The organism is Frigoribacterium faeni (assembly GCF_007988805.1).
Classification (GTDB): Bacteria; Actinomycetota; Actinomycetes; order Actinomycetales; family Microbacteriaceae; genus Frigoribacterium; species Frigoribacterium faeni.
Genome location: NZ_BJUV01000001.1, coordinates 224,744 through 243,356 on the forward strand (window position 1 = coordinate 224,744; position 18,613 = coordinate 243,356).

Consider the following 18,613-nt stretch of genomic DNA (forward strand, 5'->3'; position numbering starts at 1 on the left):
GCCACGATCAGCCGGCGTCGCCGAGGGGCACGGGCGTCGACCCGACCACGTCCGCCACCACGTCGTACGCCGCGGACACGGCGCCGGCCCCGGCCCGGCCGGCGAGGATGATCCGGTGGCCGAGCACCGGACCGCTCATCGCGTCGATGTCGTCGGGCACCACGAACTCGCGCCCGTTCAGCGCGGCCCATGACTTCGCGGCTCGCATCAGCTGCAGGGTCGCGCGCGGGCTCGCCCCGAGCCGCACGTCCGGGTGCACGCGGGTGGCCTGGACGAGCGCGACCGCGTAGCGTTCGACGGCCTCGGCCGTGTAGACGGCACGGACCGCCGCGATCATGCGGGTCAGCTCGGTCAGCGACACGAGCGGACGGAGCACGTCGAGCGGGCTGACGCGCTCCCGCTGCTGCACCATGCGCAGCTCGCTCGCGGCGTCGGGGTAGCCGAGCGAGATCCGGGCCATGAAGCGGTCGCGCTGCGCCTCGGGCAACGAGTAGGTGCCCTCCATCTCGACCGGGTTCTGCGTGGCCACCACCAGGAAGGGGTCCGGCAGCGGGTGGGTGATGCCGTCGACCGTGACCTGCCGCTCCTCCAGGCTCTCGAGGAGGGCCGACTGGGTCTTCGGCGACGCGCGGTTGATCTCGTCGCCGATGACGACGTTCGCGAAGACCGGGCCGGGCTTGAACTCGAAGCCGCCCGACGGGCGGTCGAAGACCGAGACGCCCGTGATGTCGCTCGGCAGGAGGTCGGGGGTGAACTGGATGCGGGTCACGGTCGCGTCGACGGCCTTCGCCAGAGCGCGCGCGAGCTGGGTCTTGCCGACGCCGGGGACGTCCTCGATGAGCAGGTGCCCCTCGGCCAGCAGCACCGTGAGCGCCGTGCTGATGGCGCCGTCCTTCCCGTCGATCACCGTGCCGACCGCGTCGAGGATGCTGCGTGCGCGGCGCTGCACCTCGTCGAGCGGCATGAGCCCGTCGGCGAGGGAGGCGTCGGTCCGGTCGACGGGACGGCTGGTGGTGGTCATCGGGATGCTTTCTGACGAGTCGGATCGGTCGGGCGGTGCATCGTGTGCTGTTCGGAGCGGAGGTGCGCTCGGGTCGGTCCTCGGACGTCGTGACGCGGGGATCGTGCGGCCGGAGCCGCGCCCTCAGGTCGTCGACAGGTACTCGGCGACCACGCGCGGGACGTACGGCGCGACGTCGCCGCCGAGACCGGCGACCTGACGCACGAGCGAGCTCGACACGTGGGCGTGCGCGGGGTCCGGAAGCAGGAACACCGTCTCCACGCCGGCGAGACTGCGGTTCATGATCGCCATCGGGGTCTCGTACGCCACGTCGACCTGCGAGCGGATGCCCTTGACGAGCACGCTGGCGCCCACGTCGGTGCAGTAGTCGACGAGGAGTCCCATGCTCCAGCTGTGCACGCTGACCCTCTCGGGCAGGCCCGCGTCGCGCAGCGACGCGGTCAGCAGCGAGACCCGCTGGGCCAGGGGCAGCAACGCCGACTTGTCGGGGTTGTGGACCACGAGCACGTGGACCTCGTCGAAGATGTTGGCGGCACGCGCGATCACATCGATGTGACCGAGGGTGACCGGGTCGAACGACCCCGGGACGACGGCGATCCTGCTCATGTCGACACAGTAGTCCGTGCGCCCCGGGGGTTGACCGAGCGCCGCCCGTGACGGCGACCGTCAGTTCTTGCCCATCGCCTCGCGACCGCGATCGTCGAGACGGCGGGCGATCGCGGCGGCCAGCGCCGGGTGCTCGGCCAGACGGGGATCGGCGTCGAGCACCTCGGCCGCATGCTCGCGGGCCAGCCCGATGAGGTCGCCGTCGCGCGCCACCCTCAGCAGACGGAGCGACGAGCGCCCGCCGGACTGGAGGTTCCCGAGCACGTCGCCCTCGCGGCGGAGGTCGAGGTCGACCTGCGCCAGCTCGAATCCGTCGAGCGTCGAGGCCACGGCGTCGACCCGCTCGCGGGCGACCGTCTCGAGCTCGGCATGGGTCACGAGGAGGCACAGACCCGGGTGCCCGCCGCGCCCGACGCGCCCGCGCAGCTGGTGCAGCTGCGACACGCCGAACCGGTCGGCGTCGAGCACGACCATGGTCGAGGCGTTGGGCACGTCGACGCCCACCTCGATGACCGTGGTGGCGATGAGCATGTCGATCCGGCCGGCCGCGAAGCGGCGCATGACGTCGTCCTTCTCGTCGGAGCTCATCCGCCCGTGCAGGGGCTCGATCCGCAGACCGGCGAGCACGGGGAGGGTCGCCGTCGACGCGAGGACGCCCTCGACGCTCGCCCGCTCGGGGGCGGGCGCGGTGCCGTCGCCCTCGGCGTCGCCCTCGCCGGGTGCCGCGTCGGGGACCTCGTCGCCCGGCTCGGTCGTGGCGGCGTCGATCGCCGGGCAGACGACGAAGACCTGCCGCCCCTTCGCGATCTCCTCCGCCGAACGCTGCCAGATGCGACCGGCCCAGCCGGGGTGGTCGGCCAGCGGGACGACGAACGACTCGATCGGCTGACGACCCTTCGGCAGCTCGGCGATGGTCGAGATGTCGAGGTCGCCGAAGACGGTCATGGCTACGGTGCGCGGGATCGGCGTGGCCGTGAGCACCAGCACGTGGGGCGGGGTCGCGCCCTTCCTGCGCAGCGCCTCGCGCTGGTCGACGCCGAACCGGTGCTGCTCGTCGACGACGACGAGTCCGAGGTCGAAGAACTCGACCGTCTCGCTGATGAGGGCGTGCGTGCCGACCACGATGTGCGCCTGCCCGCTGACGATCGACAGCAGGGCCTTCCTGCGCTGGGCGACGGTCATCTGCCCGGTGAGCAGGGTGGGCCGCAGCCGGGCGGCCAGGTCGGGACCGAGGGTCGCCGTGATCGACCGCAGATGCTGGGCCGCCAGCACCTCGGTGGGGGCGAGCAGGGCGGACTGGCCGCCGCTCTCGGCCACGGCGAGCATCGCCCGCAGGGCGACGAGGGTCTTCCCCGACCCGACCTCGCCCTGCACGAGGCGGTTCATGGGCACCTCGGCCTCGAGGTCGCGGGTGATCTCGTCGCCGACGAGCCTCTGGTCGCCGGTGCGTTCGAAGGGCAGGGCCGCGTCGAACCCGGCGAGCAGGGCGCCCCCGCGCCGGGGGGTGGCCGCCGAGCGTCGGACCAGCGCTCGCTGCTGCAGCAGGGCGCTCTGCAGCACGAAGGCCTCGTCGAACCGCAGCGTGTCGCGGGCCGTGAGGTGGTCGCGGTCGGTCTCGGGGCGGTGGATGCGCTCGTACGCCTCGGCCACGGGCATCAGGTCGAGCTCGGACCGGACCGATCGGGGGACGGCGTCGTCGATCGGGGGCAGCGAGTCGAGCAGCACCTCGACCGACTTCTGCACCTGCCAGGAGGCCACCGAGGCGCTGGCCGGGTAGATCGGGATCGGCTGCTTGGCCCACTTCTGGGCCTGCTGGTCGCCGACCCCCGCCACGGCCTCGTGCGAGGCGTCGAAGAGCTCGTAGTCGGGATGGGCCAGCTGCCGGAGACCCCGGTAGTCGCCGACCTTGCCGGCGAAGATGCCGCGCGCGCCGGGGACGAGGTCCTTGGCCCGCCAGGCCTGGTTGAAGAACGTGAGGGTGAGGATGCCCTGGCCGTCGCCGATGCGCACCTCGAGGATCGACCCCCGGCGAGCGCGCATGGTCCGTTCGCGGACGTCGAGCACCTGGGCGACGATCGTGACGGACTCGCCGAGGGGCAGTTGGTCGAGCGCCGTGAGCTCGCCGCGGCGGGCGTACCGCCGGGGGAAGTGCGTCAGTAGGTCGCCGACCGTGCGCAGCCCGAAGGCCTTCTGCAGCGCCGTGGCGGTGCGCCCGCCGAGGGCACCGGCGAGGGACGCGTCGAGGGGTGAGTCGGGCACGGACACCACGCTACTGCCCGCCCCCGACACGCCACGGCCGGTCAGAGCGAGAAGGAGTAGCCCCCGGAGGCGCGGGTCGCCGCGGCGAGCGCCGTCACGTGCCGGTCGTCGTTGACCTCGAGCGCCCTCAGCCGTCGCCCGACCTCGCGTGCGGACTGCTCGCAGAACCCGACGGCCACGCGACGCTCGGCGTCGGAGTCGGCCCGTGCCTCCTGGAGGGCCGTCGAGGCGCGGGAGAGCACGGCCGTCTGCGCGTAGATGCCGCTGGCCGCGTCGGCGAGGCGCTTCTGGACGAGCTGCTGCTCCTGCACCTTCCTGCCGTGCTTCCGCAGCGCCCCCTCGGCCCGCTCACGCAGGCGCGAGACCTGCTCGCCGACCTGGGCGGCCTGCTTCGCGAGCGCGGGGTGGACGCCGACGGGACGCTCGGGCCTGATGCGGCGCTGCACGCGGCCGGCGACGTACGGGGCCAGGACGCCGAGAGCCCGCCCCGGGTCCCCGATCCTCAGCGATGCCACGTCGGGCAGCTCCTCGCTCAGCGTCTTGAGGCCGTTGAGGGCGACGAACGCCCGGAGGACGTCGTTGGCCCCCTCGAAGATCGGGAAGATGCGGAAGTCGCGCAGGGCCTTCGACAGCGGGTGCCCCTCCATGTACGCCTCGCCGCCGTGCAGCTGCACGGCCCGGTTGAGCGCATACCACCCCGTGTCGCTCGCCGCGACCTTGGTCATGGCGGACTCGAGCGCGAAGTCGGTGTCGCCGCGGTCGACGAGACCCGTGGTCAGGTACGACATCGACTCGATCCCGTAGATCTGCCGGGTCATCCACGCGAGCTTGTCGCCGACCATCTCGAAGTCGGCGAGCGGCCTGCCGAACTGGTGTCGCGCCTCCGTGTGCTCGAGGCTCAGCTCGAGGAACCTCTTCATGCCGCCGGCGATGGCCGTCCCCATCGACATGCGACCGTTGTTGAGCGTGTTCACGGCGATCCGGAAGCCGTCGCCCGGCTCGCCGAGCAGGTTCTCGGCGGGCACGCGGACGTCGTTGAAGTGCACACGCTGCAGGTGATTGGCCTTCAGACCGTGCGTCTCGAAGCGCGGTCCGGTGCTCAGCCCCGCCATGCCCTTCTCGACGATCAGGGCGACGTGCCCGAGGTCGCTCTGCGCGAAGACCGTCAGGACGTCCTTGTCGCCGTTGCCGATCCAGCGCTTCTCGCCGTTCAGGATCCAGCTGCCGTCGCTCTGCCGCTCGGCCCGGGTCTCGAGCGCGTAGGCGTCGCTGCCCACGTTCGGCTCGGTGAGGACGAACGCCGCGAGCTTGCGACCGCTCGCGAGGTCCGGCAGCCACCGGGCCTTCTGATCGTCGGTGCCGTACAGGTGCAGGGGCTTCGTGCCGATCGACTGGTGGACCCCCATGACGGTGGCCAGGGTGCCGTCGACCCGGCCGAACTCCTCGTAGACGCGGCAGTAGGCGCTCTGACCGAGACCCAGGCCGCCGTACTCCTCGGAGACGAAGAGCCCCATCAGCCCCCGCTCGCCGAGCTCGCGGATCGTGTCGTCGCCGATCCACCCCTCGCGTTCGGCCTTCAGCGGGTCGTAGCCGGCGAGGACCTCCCGGGCTGACGCGGACACCGTCTCGACCCGCGCCTTCTCGGCGGCGGTCATCCCCGGGTACGGCAGCACGAGCTCGGAGGCGATCCGCCCCGCGAACAGCGACTTGGTGAACGAGGGCCTCACGGTGCGATCGACGCTGGTCATGGGACCGATCGTGCCGGGGCCGGGCGGACGGGCCAAACCCGTTGTGCGAGTCCGACGAACCGGCGGCGGTCGAGCGGTCGTCGCGTTGTCGGGATGCTCGAAGCCGGGTCGCCCCGACCGGCTGCTCGGCTCCCGACGACCTGGCATGGTTGACCCCATGTCCCGCATCATCTCCGGCTTCGCCGACAACCTCTCGCTCGTCGTCCCCAAGGTCGGCACGAGGCCGACGAGCGACCGGGTGCGCGAGGCCCTGTTCTCGTCGCTCGACGCGCGCGACGAGATCCGCGGCCGCCGCGTGCTCGACCTCTACGCCGGCACCGGAGGGCTGGGTCTCGAGGCGGCGTCGCGCGGCGCGGCCTCGGTGGTGCTCGTCGAGAAGGCCCCGGCGGCGGCGAAGGTCCTCCGCCGCAACGCCGACTCGGTGCTGTCGCGGGCGCCGAAGCCGCCCCGCGGGACGCCGCCTCGGGTCGACGTCGTCGCGCAGCCGGTGCGCTCCTTCCTGACCGGCAGCGGCGCGCTCGTCGACCTCGTCTTCTTCGACCCGCCCTACGAGCTGTCCGCCGCCGACCTCGCCGACGACCTCACGGCCCTGCTGCCGCTGCTCGACGACGAGGCCCTGGTGGTGGTCGAGCGGGCCTCCCGCGACGGCGAACCCGTCTGGCCCGCGGGTCTGACCCTCGACGTCAAGAAGCAGTACGGCGACACCACGGTCTGGTTCGCGCTCCGCGACTGACGGACGCCGGCCCCGAGGAGGCACGGGGCCGGGTGGTCACCCCCGCGCCCCGGACCACAGACGGTACGGGTCCCACCCGCCCGGCTCGCCCGGCTCCGAGCCGTCGACCGTGACCCGTGGCGCGCCTCCGGCCCGGTCGTGCACGTGCCCGACGGCGCGGAAGCCGCCCGGCAGGTCGACGTCCGGCGGGAACGTCGCGAAGAGCGAGTGGTCCTCTCCCCCGGCCAGGGCCGCCGCGGGGTCGTCGCCGAGCAGCGACGACGAGAGGTCGATCACGACGTCGCTCGCGCGCGCCACCCGCCCGGCGTCGAGGGCGAGCCCGTCGGACAGGTCGAGCATCGAGGTCGCTCCCGCCCGGGCGGCGGCGGGACCGTCGGCCACGGGCGGGGTCGGGGCGACGTGCCAGCCGATGTCGGGATCGCGTCGGCGCAGGGCCGCCGCCGCCCGGGCGTCGGGCACGCCCTCGTGGTCCACGCCCAGACGGAACAGCAGGTCGAGGCCGCGGGCCGACCGCCCGAGGGCCCCCGACACCGCCACGACGTCGCCCGCCCTCGCGCCGTCGCGCCGGACGGGCGCCCGTCCCTCGAGGTCGCCGAAGGCCGTCACCGCCACGGTGAGGGTCGCCGACACCGAGAGGTCGCCTCCGACGACGCCGCAGCCGGGCGCCATCGCCGCGCAGGCCTCGCGGAGCCCGTCGGCCAGGGCCTCGAGATCGGCGACCGGCGTCTCGCCCGGCACGGCGAGGGCGACGACGAGCGCGGTGGGGGCGGCCCCCATCGCGGCGACGTCGCTGAGGTTCGAGGCGGCGGCCTTCCAGCCGAGGTCGTACGGCGTCGACCAGGCCAGACGGAAATCGGGCCCGTGCACCATCAGGTCGGTCGTCACGACGAACCGACCGTCGGGTGCGGCGACCACGGCGGCGTCGTCGCCCGGGCCGAGCTCGGTGCGGTCGCCCCGGGGCAGCCGGGGAAGGATGCGCGCGAGGGTGGCGAGCTCGCCCGCCCCCTGCACCGTGACGGGTGGTTCGACGTCGACCGACGTGGCGGGGCGTTCCATGTGACGACGGTAGCCTGGTTGCGATGTCCAGCCCGACCAGGCGCCCCCGTCGCCGTCTCCTCCGCCTGCTCGCCGCCGGTGCCGTGATCGTCCCCGCTCTCGCCGGCTGCACGGCGGCCGTGCCGATGACGTCGGCCGCCGACTCGAACGACCCGGCCTGCGCCCAGGTCACGGTGCACCTGCCCGAACTGGTGGGCCCCGAGAGCGCCCCGTACGAGCGTCGGGAGACCGACGCGCAGGCCACCGGGGCCTGGGGCTCGCCCACGCAGGTGCTCCTGCGCTGCGGCGTCGAGGCCCCGGCGGTCTCCGACCTGCCCTGCTACCCCGTCAGCGGCGTCGACTGGCTGGCCGATCAGGACCCGGACGACCCCGACACGTTCGTCTTCACCACCTACGGCCGCACACCGGCCGTCCAGGTGATCGTCACCGCCGAGGCGGGCAGCAGCGCCCTCTTCGACCTCGCCGACGCGGTCGGCTACCTGCCGAACGACGGCCGTGCCTGCGTCGGCGTCGACGACCTGCCCGGCAGCGACGCCACGACCGCTCCCTGACCCCGCCGGGCGGGGGCGCCGGGGTCTCGTCGGGCGCTCAGCGCTCGGTCTCGAGCCCCAGCTCGATCAGCTCGGTGATGAGCTCGGGGTAGCTCAGGCCGCTGGCCAGCCAGCACGCCGGGAACATCGAGATGGGCGTGAAACCGGGCATGGTGTTGATCTCGTTGATCACCCAGCCGTCGTCGGTCAGGAAGAAGTCGACCCGCGACAGCCCGGTGCCGTCGACCGACTCGAACGCCAGGGCGGCGAGACGCTGCATCTCGGCGAGCTCGTCCGGCGAGAGGTCGGCCGGGCAGACGAGGTCGGCCCCCGGGGCGCCGAGGTACTTCGACTCGAAGTCGTAGAAGGCGTCGCTGCCGAGGACGATCTCGCCACCGACCGACGTGCGCGGAGCCCCGCCGTCTCGTCCGCCGATCACGGCGCACTCGATCTCGCGTCCGACGACGGCGGCCTCGACGAGGACCTTGTGGTCTTCGGCGAGTCCGATCTCCATCGCGGCGGCCAGCTGCTCGGCCGAGTCGACGCGCGAGACGCCGACGCTCGACCCGGCGCGGGCCGGTTTGACGAACACGGGGAAGCCGAGGGCCGCCACGGCGTCGGCCACGGCGGACGGCTCGGCGAGCCATTCGCGTCGCCGGACGGTGCGCCACGGGGCGACGGCGATGCCCGCCTCCTGGAGCACGGTCTTGGTGAAGTGCTTGTCCATGCCGACCGACGACGCGAGCAGGCCGGCGCCCACGTAGGGCAGCCCCACGAGCTCGAGCAGCCCCTGGACGGTGCCGTCCTCGCCGAAGCGTCCGTGCAGGATCGGGAACACGACGTCGACGCGGCCGAGCAGCCGGACGCCGCCGTCGGGCTCGACGACGGACAGCTCACGGCTCTCGGCCGACTCGGGCCAGTGCACGCGGGTGCCGTTGTCGACGACCGCGGGCAGGGTGTCGGCGGAGAGCGCGAACCGCGACGCGTCGTCGGGCTGGAGGGTGAACGCGCCCTCACGGGTGATGCCCACCGGGAGGACGTCGAAGCGCGTCCGGTCGATCGCGGCGAGGACCCCGCCCGCTGTCGCGCAGCTGATCGCGTGCTCGCTGGAGCGTCCGCCGAAGAGGACGACGACCGTCTGCTTGGGGGTGTCGCCGGCTGCCGCGGGGGTGCTCGTCGTGTCGGTGCTCATCGGGGTCCCTCTCGGGGTGTTCGGGAGGCCGGCGACACCGGGGCCGGAGCACGTGCGGTCGTGCTCTCGACCCGGGGTCACTCGCCCTGGGGCTCGCTGGTCTCGGTGAGGTGCGGAGCGATGTTCCGCGGATCCAGCGTACCGGCGAGCACCTCGGCGACCTGGGCGACGATGGGCATGTCGACGCCTCGGCTGCGGGCCAGCTCGAGGATCGGGGCGACGGAGGCGAGCCCCTCGGCCGTCTGGTTCATCTGCCGGACGACGTCGCCGAACGCGTAGCCCTGGCCGAGGAGGCGACCGGCGGTGTTGTTGCGGGACAACGGGGACTCGCAGGTGGCGATGAGGTCGCCGAGCCCCGCCAGACCGGCCAGGGTCTCGGCCTTGGCGCCGAACGAGACCGCGAACGCGGTCATCTCGGCGAGCCCGCGCGTGATGATGGACGCCTTCGTGTTCTCGCCGTAGCCCACGCCGTCGACGATGCCGATGGCCACGGCGATGAGGTTCTTCAGCACGCCGCCGAACTCGGTGCCGATCACGTCGGTGTTGACGAAGGAGCGGAAGTACGGGTTGGTGGCCGTGGCCGCGACGAGGGTCGCGGTCTCGAGGCTGTGCGACGACACGACGGCGGCCGTCGGCTGACGCTTGGCGATCTCGAGCGCGAGGTTCGGCCCCGACGCCACGGCGATGAGGGACCGGTCGATGTCGAGCTCCTGCTCGATGACCTCGCTCATCCGGAGGCCCGTCGACTTCTCGACGCCCTTCATCAGGCTGACGACGGGCGCACCGTGCGGGATGAGGGCGCGGACGGCCGCCAGGTTCTCGCGCAGCGTCTGGCTCGGGACCGACAGGTACACCTGCTCGGCTCCCGCGAGGGCCGTCTCGACGCTCGACGACGCGACCAGGGTGCGGGGCAGGTTGATCCCCGGCAGGTAGTCGGTGTTCCGCTTGCTCTCGGTGATCTCGCGGGCGACCTCCGGGCGTCGGGCCCAGAGCGTGACGTCGGCGCCGCCCTCGGCGAGCACCTTGGCGAAGGTGGTGCCCCAGCTGCCCGATCCCAGGACGGCCACCCGGCGAGGGATCGCCGCGCGCATGACGATGGAGATGGCCTCGGTCGTCACCGCACCCTCGCCCAGGGCTTCGATGGCGCCTTCGCGTGAATCGGGACTACTCAAAGCGGCCGGTCTCCTTCTGGTCGTTGGCGGCGGGGTTCCAGCGCTCGGCCGGGGCCTCCTCGCCGCGGAGGCGCTCGACGAGCTCGGTGATGGACTGCATGACGAGCGCGGTCGCGGCGGTGATGGACGCCTGGTCGAGGGCCCGGCCGCGGTAGGCCGAGAGGTCGACGGGATCGCCGATCACGACGGTGATCCGCTTGCGCGGGAACGGGCGCAGCTTCGACGAGTACCGGCCCATCAGCTGCTGACTGCCCCAGTGCGCCATCGGGATGAGCGGCACGTCGGCGGCCAGAGCGAGGCGCACCGCGCCGCTCTTGCCCTTCATGGGCCACAGATCGGGGTCGCGGGTGAGGGTTCCCTCGGGGTAGACGATCACGCCGCCGCCGGTGGCCGCCAGCGCACGGCCGGCGGCGAGCGGGTCGTTGTCGTGCGTCCGCCCGGCCCGCTCGACGGGGATGTGGCCCATGGCGTGCATCATGCGGCCGAAGACCGGCACCCGGAAGAGCGACGCCTTGGCCAGGAACCTCGGTACGCGACCGAGGGCCCAGAGGACCCGCCCCACCACGACCGGGTCGATGTTCGTGTAGTGGTTCGGCGTCACGACGAACGACCCGTGGGCGGGCAGCTTGTGCCCGTCGACGATGTCGATCGTCGCCATCAGATCGAACAGCGGCGCCGCCGGAGTCGCGAGCGTCCGGAAGAACGCGCCCTTCTCCTTGCGGCGACCACGAGCCGCGACCGGGACGACGGGTGCGTCGGGGTCGTGTTCCGGTGCCACCGGCCGATCAGCCCTGGAAGTCGAAGTCGGCGCCGAGCTTCCGCAGCTTCGCGATGAAGTGCTCGTAGCCGCGGCTGATGATGCCGACGTTGCTGATCTTCGACTCGCCCTCGGCCGTCAGCGCGGCGATGAGGTGGCTGAAGCCGCCTCGGAGGTCGGGCACGCGGATGTCGGCGCCGTGCAGCTTGCTGGGACCGTTGATGACGGCCGCCTGCTCGAACTCGCGACGGGCGACGCGGCGGTCGTGACCGGGCAGGCCGTCCTTGTGCACCGTGATGTCGGCGCCCATGTCGTTCAGCGCCTCGGTGAACTGGAAGCGGTTCTCGTAGACCGTCTCGTGCACGATCGACGTGCCCTGGGCCTGCGTGAGCGCGACGATCAGGGGCTGCTGCCAGTCGGTCATGAAGCCGGGGTGCACGTCCGTCTCCACGACGACGGGCTTGAGCTCGCCGCCGGGGTGGAAGAAGCGGATGCCGTCCTCGTGGACGTCGAAGTCGCCGCCGACCTTGCGGAAGACGTTGAGGAACGTCATGAGGTCCTTCTGGTCGGCGCCCTCGACGAAGATGTCGCCCTTGGTCGCCAGGGCCGCGGCGGCCCAGCTGGCGGCCTCGTTGCGGTCGTTGATCGCCCGGTGGGTGTACCCGCGGAGCTTCTCGACGCCCTCGATGAAGATGACGCGGTTCGGCTCGACCGAGACGATGGCGCCCATCTTCTGGAGGATCGCGATGAGGTCCATGATCTCGGGCTCGATGGCCGCGTTCCGCAGCTCCGTCACGCCCGACGCCAGCACGGCGGTCAGGAGGACCTGCTCGGTGGCGCCGACGCTCGGGTAGGGCAGCTCGATGTTCGCGCCGGCCAGTCCGTTGGGGGCGGTCAGGTGGATGCCGTTGTACGACTTGTCGACGACGGCGCCGAAGGCGCGGAGCGCGTCGAGGTGGAAGTCGATCGGACGGTCGCCGATGCGGCAGCCGCCGAGGTCGGGGATGAACGCCTCGCCGAGCCGGTGGAGCAGCGGCCCGCAGAAGAGGATCGGGATGCGGCTCGAGCCGGCGTGGGCGTCGATCTCGGCGAAGTGCGCCGACTCGACGTTCGACGGGTCGAGGATCATCTCGCCGCGCGCGGGGTCGGTGATGCGCACACCGTGCACCGAGAGCAGGCCCCGGACGACGTTGACGTCGCTGATGTCGGGGACGTCGCGCAGGATGCTCGGGGTGTCGCCGAGCAGGGCGGCGACCATGGCCTTGGTGGCGAGGTTCTTGGCACCGCGCACCTCGATCCGACCGATCAGCGGCTTGCCGCCACGGATGACGATCTCATCGGACTTGAGTCCCACACGAGCTCCTGCTGCTGCTGCATCTTGGACGAGAGAGTTCACTTACTTCACCGGCAATGTCTTCGGGCGCCAGGCGGCGCGGCGGGTTTCGAATTCTGTGATGGCCGCTTCGTCGCGGAGGGTCAGGCCGATGTCGTCGAGGCCTTCGAGGAGACGCCACTTAGTGTAAGCATCGACTTCGAACGAGACCGTGAGGTCGCCGACCGTGGCGCGTTGCTGCTCGAGGTCGACGGTGATCTCGATGCCGGGGCTCGCTTCGACGACCGCCCAGAGGCGTTCGATGTCCGCCTCGTCGACCATGCCGGCCAGCAGCCCCTGCTTACCCGAGTTGCCTCGGAAGATGTCGCCGAACCGAGCGCTCAGCACGACGTCGAAGCCGAAGTCGCGGAGAGCCCAGACGGCGTGCTCGCGACTCGACCCGGTCCCGAAGTCGGGGCCGGCGATCAGCACGCGGGCGCCCTGGTACTCCGGTCGGTTCAGGACGAAGTCCGGGTCCTGGCGCGCCGAGTAGAACAGGGCGTCCTCGAAGCCGGTCTTGGTGACCCGTTTCAGGAACTCGGCGGGGATGATCTGATCGGTGTCGACGTTCGATCGCTTCAGCGGCGCGGCCACGCCGGTGACGGTGGTGAACTTCTCCATCAGAGCGCGCCCCCCGTCGAGGTCGCGGCCAGCTCGGCGGCGAGGGCGTCGCCGATCGGGGTGTCGGAGGCGAGGTCCCACGGCGACGACAGGGTGCCGCGCACGGCGGTGGCCGCGGCGACGAGCGGGGAGACCAGGTGCGTGCGGCCGCCCTTGCCCTGACGCCCCTCGAAGTTGCGGTTCGACGTCGACGCGCAGCGCTCTCCGGGAGCGAGCTGGTCGGGGTTCATGCCGAGGCACATCGAGCAGCCGGCGAAGCGCCACTCGGCGCCGAAGTCGGTGAAGACCTTGTCCAGGCCCTCGGCCTCCGCCTCGAGTCGGACGCGAGCCGATCCCGGGACCACCATCACCCGGACGCCCTCGGCCTTGGTGCGGCCCCGGACGATCGACGCGAACGCGCGGAGGTCCTCGATGCGGCTGTTGGTGCACGACCCCATGAAGACCGCGTCGACCGCGATCTCCTTCATGGGGGTGCCGGCGTCGAGGGCCATGTACTCGAGGGCCCGGCTGGCCGCGGCCTTCTCGTTCGGGTCGTCGATCGCCTCGGGGTCGGGGACCGCATCGCTCAGCGAGACGCCCTGCCCGGGGTTGGTGCCCCAGGTCACGAAGGGCTCGAGCGTGTCGGCGTCGAGGAAGATCTCGGCGTCGAACACGGCGTCGTCGTCGGTGGGGAGGGTGTCCCAGTAGGCCACCGCGTCGTCCCAGTCGGCGCCCTCGGGAGCGTGCTGGCGACCACGCAGGTAGTCGTAGGTCGTCTGGTCGGGGGCGACCATGCCCGCACGGGCGCCGGCCTCGATCGACATGTTGCAGATCGTCATGCGCCCCTCCATCGACAGGGAGCGGATGGCGCTGCCGCGGTACTCGAGCACGTAGCCCTGTCCGCCGCCGGTGCCGATCTGGGCGATGACGGCCAGGATGATGTCCTTGGCGGTGACCCCGGGTCGCAGGGTGCCCTCGACGGTCACGGCCATGGTCTTGAACGGCTTCAGCGGCAGCGTCTGGGTCGCCATCACGTGCTCGACCTCGCTCGTCCCGATGCCGAACGCCATCGCGCCGAAGGCTCCGTGGGTCGAGGTGTGCGAGTCGCCGCAGACGACGGTGATGCCGGGCATGGTCAGACCGAGCTGAGGACCGACCACGTGGACGATGCCCTGCTCGGCGTCGCCGAGCGGGTGGAGCCTGACCCCGAACTCGGCCGTGTTGCGACGGAGGGTCTCGATCTGCGTGCGGCTGGTCAGATCGGCGATCGGCCGGTCGATGGCGAGGGTGGGGGTGTTGTGGTCCTCCGTCGCGATCGTGAGATCGGTGCGCCGCAGCGGGCGTCCCGCCTGACGGAGACCGTCGAACGCCTGCGGGCTCGTGACCTCGTGGACGAGGTGGAGATCGATGTAGAGAAGGTCGGGGGCTCCGTCTTCGCCCTTGACGACGACGTGGTCGTCCCACACTTTCTCGGCCAGCGTTCTACCCACGGGCCCGCCTCTCTCGATGCTCTCTGGTCGGATGATCGTCGAAGTCTACGCCAGTGTCCCCGGCGTGTTCCCCGACCTGCCGGGCTCAACGTCCGCCGGGGCGCCGCTCATTCCCGACACCCCGACCGCCGGGCCCCGCCGCTCCGAATAGCATGACGGCACACGTCGGAGCCCCCGACGGCGCCGCTCGACGAGGAGGTCGATCCGCCCGTGTCCGCACCCCGTCGTCGACCGGCCGCGAGCGGCCGACGCGCCCTGCGCCTCCTGACCGTCTACGGGGCCATCGGGGTCGCGACGATCGTCGTCGTGGTGGGCGGCTCGGCGGCCGACCCGGACTACGGGACCGGTCGACCGTGGGGAGGCGTCGCCGTCGACGACCTCCGCTCGTCGCCCACCGAGACGGCCTGGTCGCTCGACCTCGCCTCCCTGCTCGCGCCGGAGGCGCCGGCCCGCTGCGTGCATCTCTGGCCGTCGGCCGCCGTCGACGGGCTCGTGGCCGTGACCACCTCGATCGATCTCGACCTCGAGGCCGACGTCGACCTCAAGGCGGACGTCCTCGCGGCCGCCGCCGAGTGCCGCGACGCCGCCCTCGACCACCGGACGAGCCGGGTGGCGCTCGTCGACGTGGACACCGGCGACGTCGAATGGGTGCACGACCTGGTCGCCGACGTGCCCGACGCCGACCCGTCGAGCATTCCGGCCGCCCAGGTCGTCCCCTCCGCGGGCCGGGTCGTCGTGCAGACGCAGTCCTCGCGGGGTCCCGTGCAGGCGGCCCTCGACATCGGCGACGGAGGGGCCCTCGAGACGGCCCGCGAGCGCCGCGACCTGCCGAGCGTGAGCGTCGCGACGCTCGGGCGCCTGCAGCTGCGGACGTCGTCGGCGACCGGCGCGGGCTCGGACTCGTACACGCTCGTCGACGCGGGAGCCCTCTCGTCGCCGGTCTGGCGCGGGCGGGTCGACCGGGGCAGCACGCCCCTGCTCGTCCCGGGGGCGCTCGTGGTCCGCGTCGACGGCCGCGCCCTGCGCGTCGACGGTCGCACCGGCGAGACCTCCCCCTACGGGTCGACGCCCGACAGCCTCGTGGCGGCCCCGGACGCCGATCACGCGGCGAGCGCCTCCGGAGGCGTCTTCGGTCTGCAGAGCGGGCCGGGCGGTCAGGCGGCGTCGGCGCTCGACGGCGAGGGTCGCCCGCTCTGGAGCTCGCCGCTCCGGGCCCGGTCGATCACGGCCACGCCCTCGTGCCTGCTCGCCACCGGCGCCGAGGGCGACGCGGCGACCTGTCTCCGTCCGGAGGACGGCGCGGTGGCCTGGACGGCGTCGCCCGGCGAGAGCTTCACCGCCCGGGCCACGCCCGGCCAGACCTCCGACGACGTCTACACGATCGCCCGCCGGTCCGGGGCGGCTCGCTTCGTGGCCCTCGACGGAGGCTCCGGCCGAGACCGGTTCGACGTGCCGACCGACGATCTCGAGACCGTGGTCGCGGCCTCGCGCACGGTGGTGTACCTGTCGGCGGGGACCTCCCCGCAGAACCGCGCCGTCGCCGCTCACGACGCCTCGTCCGGCCGGCTGCTCTGGACGCTCCGGTCGGCGGGGACGGTCGCGTTCTGGGGCGGCTCGCTGGTCGAGATCGACGGTCTCGGCGTCGCCCGCCGGCTCGCCGGCGGGTCTCGGCTCGGGGCCACCTCGTGACCGACGCCGGCGATCGTTGGCGCCCCGCGCCTCCACCCCCGGCCGCCACGGTCTGGGAGCCCGGAGCGGATCGGGCGGCGGACCGGGTCTCCCCCGCGCCCGGTCCGCAGCCCGGGCACGACCTCCCCGGCGACGACGGAGGGGCCGAGGAGGCGCGAACCGGCGACCGAGGACGCTCCCGTCGTCCGCCCGGCGGCCTCCGTCGTCGCTGGCGCCGCGCCTCCTCGGGTCGTCGGCTCGTGAGCGCGTACCTCGCGGTGGTCGTCGCGACCGCGTTGGTATCCGTCGCGCTCGCGCCCGGACAGCCGGTCTACGGCGACCGGACCCCCTGGCAGGGGATCTCGTACGACGATCTGCGCGAGGAGCCGACCGCGACCGGCTGGTCGATCGATCTCGGGACGGTGCTCGCCCCGGACACGCCCGCCGAGTGCCTGCGCTATCGCGACGAGCCGGTCGGCGCGGGCCGGGTCCTCCTCCGGGCCGCGGGCGCCTGGACCTACGGCTTCGCCAACGACTCCGACTGCGGCAGCGCGACGGCCGGGGTCGGGACCCGGCTGGCGCTCGTCGACACCGCCGACGGGGACGTCCTATGGGTGCACGACGTCGCCGAGGACCTCGCGGCCGCGGGCCTGTCCGGACCGGCCGAGGTGGCGTCGGCGACGGCCGTCGACGGGTCGGACCTGGTGCTCGTCCAGGCCAGGGCGGACGGGCGGACCGTGCTGATCACGCTCGAGACGAGCAGCGGCGAGACCCGGCAGCGCACGCCGCCGACGGCGACGGTCGACTCCGAGCAGTTCCAGGCGTCGGGACGCGTCGTGGTCTCGGGGTGGCAGCCCTCGGAGGGTGCGGCGTTCCGCTATCGCCTGCGCGACGTGCGGCATCTCGGGCGCATCCTGTGGGAGGGATCGGGCAGCGTCGAGGGCCAGGTGCTCGCGCTGCCCGACCGGCTCGTCGTCGCCCGCTCGACCAGCACCGTGCAGATCGGCCTGGACGGACGGCCGAGCACGTGGCGCAGCGATCTCGACGACCTCGGCGGCTACGTCGTCCGCCCCGACGCGGTCGTCGGACCGGTGCGCGGCGTCGATCGCGGATTCACGGCCGTCGGCCTCGACGGGGCGACGGCCTGGACCTCGTCACCCGCGGCCTCGGGGGCGTACTCGGCCGCGCGCAGCTGCCTGACGGTGACGGACCTGGGCGACGACCGCCTCAGCTGCGTGGACTGGCGCACCGGCGAGGTGCGGTGGTCGCGTCCGGCCGACGGGGCCTCGTCGGCTGACGGGCTGCCCGGGCAGACGGACGACACGGTCTACGCGACCGTCTCGGCGCCCGGCGACGGCCCCCAGTCGGTGCGGGCGCTCGACGGCGCCACCGGTTCGACCCTGGCCACGATCCCGCTCCCCGACGGGGCCGTGCCGGTCGCCGCCTCGAGGACCGTGGGCTACGCCCTCGCCTTCGGCAGCTCGGGCGGCCGATCGACGCTCGTCGCCTTCGACCTCGCGAGCGGCGACACCCTGTGGTCGTACGCCGGACAGCTGCAGGTGGCGACCTGGGCTGGGAGCTTCGTCGAGGTCGACGTCGACGGGGTGGCCCGCCGTCTCGTCGCGCCGAGCCCCGAGGTCGTCGCCCCGTGACGGCGCGGCCGGCGGCCGGTCGCCACCTCGATCGCTCCCCCGTTCGAACACGCGTTCGAATCTGACGTACGCTTGCCTCATGAGCATCCCCTTCACCGCCTCCCTGCTCGACGGCCTCTTCGACGGCCCGGAGCTCGGTCCTCTGGCCGGACACGTCGAGCGGCTCGACCTCGGCGAGGGGGCCTGGCTCGACCTCGTGCCGGGCTGGGCCCGGGACTCCGACGCCCTGTTCGAACGACTCGTCACCGACGTCGCGTGGCAGGCCGACCGGCGGACGATGTACGACCGTGTCGTCGACGTCCCCCGCCTGGTCGCGTCCTACGGCGCCGGAGACGCCCTGCCCGACCCGATGCTGGCCCGGGCGCGCGACGAGCTCAACGACTACTACGCCCTCGAGCGGGGCCTGCCCGTCGAGCAACGATTCGAGCGGGCGGGGCTGTGCTTCTACCGCACGGGTGACGACAGCATCGCCTGGCACGGTGACAGCGTCGGCCGCGCCATCGGCCGCGACACCGTCGTCGGCATCCTCTCGCTCGGGGCGCCCCGCACCCTCGCGGTGCGGTCGCGCTCGACCGGGGTGACGCGACGGTTCCCGCTCGGCCACGGCGACCTCCTCGTGATGGGCGGCAGCTGCCAGCGCACCCACGAGCACGCCATCGCCAAGACCACCAAGGCGGTCGGTCCGCGCATCAGCGTGCAGTTCCGACCGGTGTGGGCCGCGTAGGCCGCTCGCGGCCGGAGCGGGCCGCGCCGGTCT

The 18,613-nt window shown here is 72.9% G+C and carries 16 protein-coding genes; 5 read left to right on the forward strand and 11 right to left on the reverse strand.

What is annotated here, in order from left to right:
• Nucleotides 1-7: 7 nt before the first annotated feature.
• From FFA01_RS01035 to FFA01_RS01050, 4 genes are all read right to left on the reverse strand, one after another.
• The gene (locus FFA01_RS01035) at nucleotides 8-1,021 is read right to left on the reverse strand and encodes an AAA family ATPase (protein ID WP_371859152.1); all 1,014 of its coding nucleotides are present in this window, start codon (nucleotides 1,019-1,021) and stop codon (nucleotides 8-10) included.
• A 123-nt stretch (nucleotides 1,022-1,144) separates the two neighbouring features.
• On the reverse strand, nucleotides 1,145-1,627 hold the full coding sequence (gene coaD, locus FFA01_RS01040) for a pantetheine-phosphate adenylyltransferase (protein WP_146852048.1): 483 nt from the start codon (nucleotides 1,625-1,627) through the stop codon (nucleotides 1,145-1,147).
• 60 nt (nucleotides 1,628-1,687) lie between these two features.
• A complete protein-coding gene (locus FFA01_RS01045) occupies nucleotides 1,688-3,886 on the reverse strand; it encodes an ATP-dependent DNA helicase RecG (protein ID WP_146852050.1) in 2,199 nt (732 codons plus the stop codon).
• A 41-nt stretch (nucleotides 3,887-3,927) separates the two neighbouring features.
• Nucleotides 3,928-5,634 carry an acyl-CoA dehydrogenase family protein gene (locus FFA01_RS01050; RefSeq protein WP_167627247.1) on the reverse strand — a complete coding sequence of 569 codons (1,707 nt, stop codon included), beginning with the start codon at nucleotides 5,632-5,634 and terminating at the stop codon, nucleotides 3,928-3,930.
• Between the two features lie 157 nt (nucleotides 5,635-5,791).
• Here FFA01_RS01050 and rsmD point away from each other — a divergent pair, with 157 nt between their 5' ends.
• On the forward strand, nucleotides 5,792-6,367 hold the full coding sequence (rsmD, locus tag FFA01_RS01055) for a 16S rRNA (guanine(966)-N(2))-methyltransferase RsmD (RefSeq protein ID WP_146852055.1): 576 nt from the start codon (nucleotides 5,792-5,794) through the stop codon (nucleotides 6,365-6,367).
• Nucleotides 6,368-6,403: 36 nt separating this feature from the next.
• On the opposite strand, the gene thiL is transcribed toward rsmD, so the two are convergent.
• Nucleotides 6,404-7,423, reverse strand: a complete 1,020-nt coding sequence (thiL, locus tag FFA01_RS01060) for a thiamine-phosphate kinase (protein WP_146852057.1) — start codon at nucleotides 7,421-7,423, stop codon at nucleotides 6,404-6,406.
• A gap of 23 nt (nucleotides 7,424-7,446) precedes the next feature.
• On the opposite strand from thiL, the gene FFA01_RS01065 reads away from it, so the two are divergent.
• Nucleotides 7,447-7,974, forward strand: a complete 528-nt coding sequence (locus FFA01_RS01065) for a DUF3515 family protein (protein ID WP_146852059.1) — start codon at nucleotides 7,447-7,449, stop codon at nucleotides 7,972-7,974.
• 37 nt (nucleotides 7,975-8,011) lie between these two features.
• Here the strand turns inward: FFA01_RS01065 and FFA01_RS01070 are convergent, their stop codons facing one another.
• The 6 genes from FFA01_RS01070 to leuC all read right to left on the reverse strand — a co-directional run bounded on the left by FFA01_RS01070 (nucleotide 8,012) and on the right by leuC (nucleotide 14,536).
• Nucleotides 8,012-9,145: a D-alanine--D-alanine ligase family protein gene (locus FFA01_RS01070; RefSeq protein WP_146852061.1), complete on the reverse strand. Its 1,134-nt coding sequence runs from the start codon at nucleotides 9,143-9,145 to the stop codon at nucleotides 8,012-8,014.
• A 77-nt stretch (nucleotides 9,146-9,222) separates the two neighbouring features.
• On the reverse strand, nucleotides 9,223-10,236 hold the full coding sequence (locus FFA01_RS01075) for an NAD(P)H-dependent glycerol-3-phosphate dehydrogenase (RefSeq protein ID WP_146852117.1): 1,014 nt from the start codon (nucleotides 10,234-10,236) through the stop codon (nucleotides 9,223-9,225).
• A 73-nt stretch (nucleotides 10,237-10,309) separates the two neighbouring features.
• Nucleotides 10,310-11,095: a lysophospholipid acyltransferase family protein gene (locus FFA01_RS01080; protein ID WP_244289631.1), complete on the reverse strand. Its 786-nt coding sequence runs from the start codon at nucleotides 11,093-11,095 to the stop codon at nucleotides 10,310-10,312.
• 7 nt (nucleotides 11,096-11,102) lie between these two features.
• The gene (gene murA / locus FFA01_RS01085; protein WP_146852063.1) at nucleotides 11,103-12,470 is read right to left on the reverse strand and encodes a UDP-N-acetylglucosamine 1-carboxyvinyltransferase; all 1,368 of its coding nucleotides are present in this window, start codon (nucleotides 12,468-12,470) and stop codon (nucleotides 11,103-11,105) included.
• A complete protein-coding gene (gene leuD, locus FFA01_RS01090; RefSeq protein ID WP_146852065.1) occupies nucleotides 12,471-13,067 on the reverse strand; it encodes a 3-isopropylmalate dehydratase small subunit in 597 nt (198 codons plus the stop codon).
• Nucleotides 13,067-14,536, reverse strand: a complete 1,470-nt coding sequence (gene leuC, locus FFA01_RS01095) for a 3-isopropylmalate dehydratase large subunit (RefSeq protein WP_146852067.1) — start codon at nucleotides 14,534-14,536, stop codon at nucleotides 13,067-13,069. The genes leuD and leuC overlap by 1 nt, the downstream gene beginning before the upstream one ends.
• 210 nt (nucleotides 14,537-14,746) lie before the next feature.
• Between leuC and FFA01_RS01100 the strand changes: the two genes are divergently transcribed.
• The 3 genes from FFA01_RS01100 (at nucleotide 14,747) to FFA01_RS01110 (ending at nucleotide 18,580) form a co-directional block, all read left to right on the forward strand.
• Nucleotides 14,747-16,225, forward strand: coding sequence for a hypothetical protein (locus tag FFA01_RS01100; protein WP_146852069.1), 1,479 nt, complete (start codon nucleotides 14,747-14,749; stop codon nucleotides 16,223-16,225).
• On the forward strand, nucleotides 16,222-17,856 hold the full coding sequence (locus tag FFA01_RS01105; protein WP_146852071.1) for an outer membrane protein assembly factor BamB family protein: 1,635 nt from the start codon (nucleotides 16,222-16,224) through the stop codon (nucleotides 17,854-17,856). The genes FFA01_RS01100 and FFA01_RS01105 overlap by 4 nt, the downstream gene beginning before the upstream one ends.
• Before the next feature lie 79 nt (nucleotides 17,857-17,935).
• Nucleotides 17,936-18,580, forward strand: coding sequence for an alpha-ketoglutarate-dependent dioxygenase AlkB (locus FFA01_RS01110; RefSeq protein ID WP_146852073.1), 645 nt, complete (start codon nucleotides 17,936-17,938; stop codon nucleotides 18,578-18,580).
• Nucleotides 18,581-18,613 lie beyond the last annotated feature (33 nt).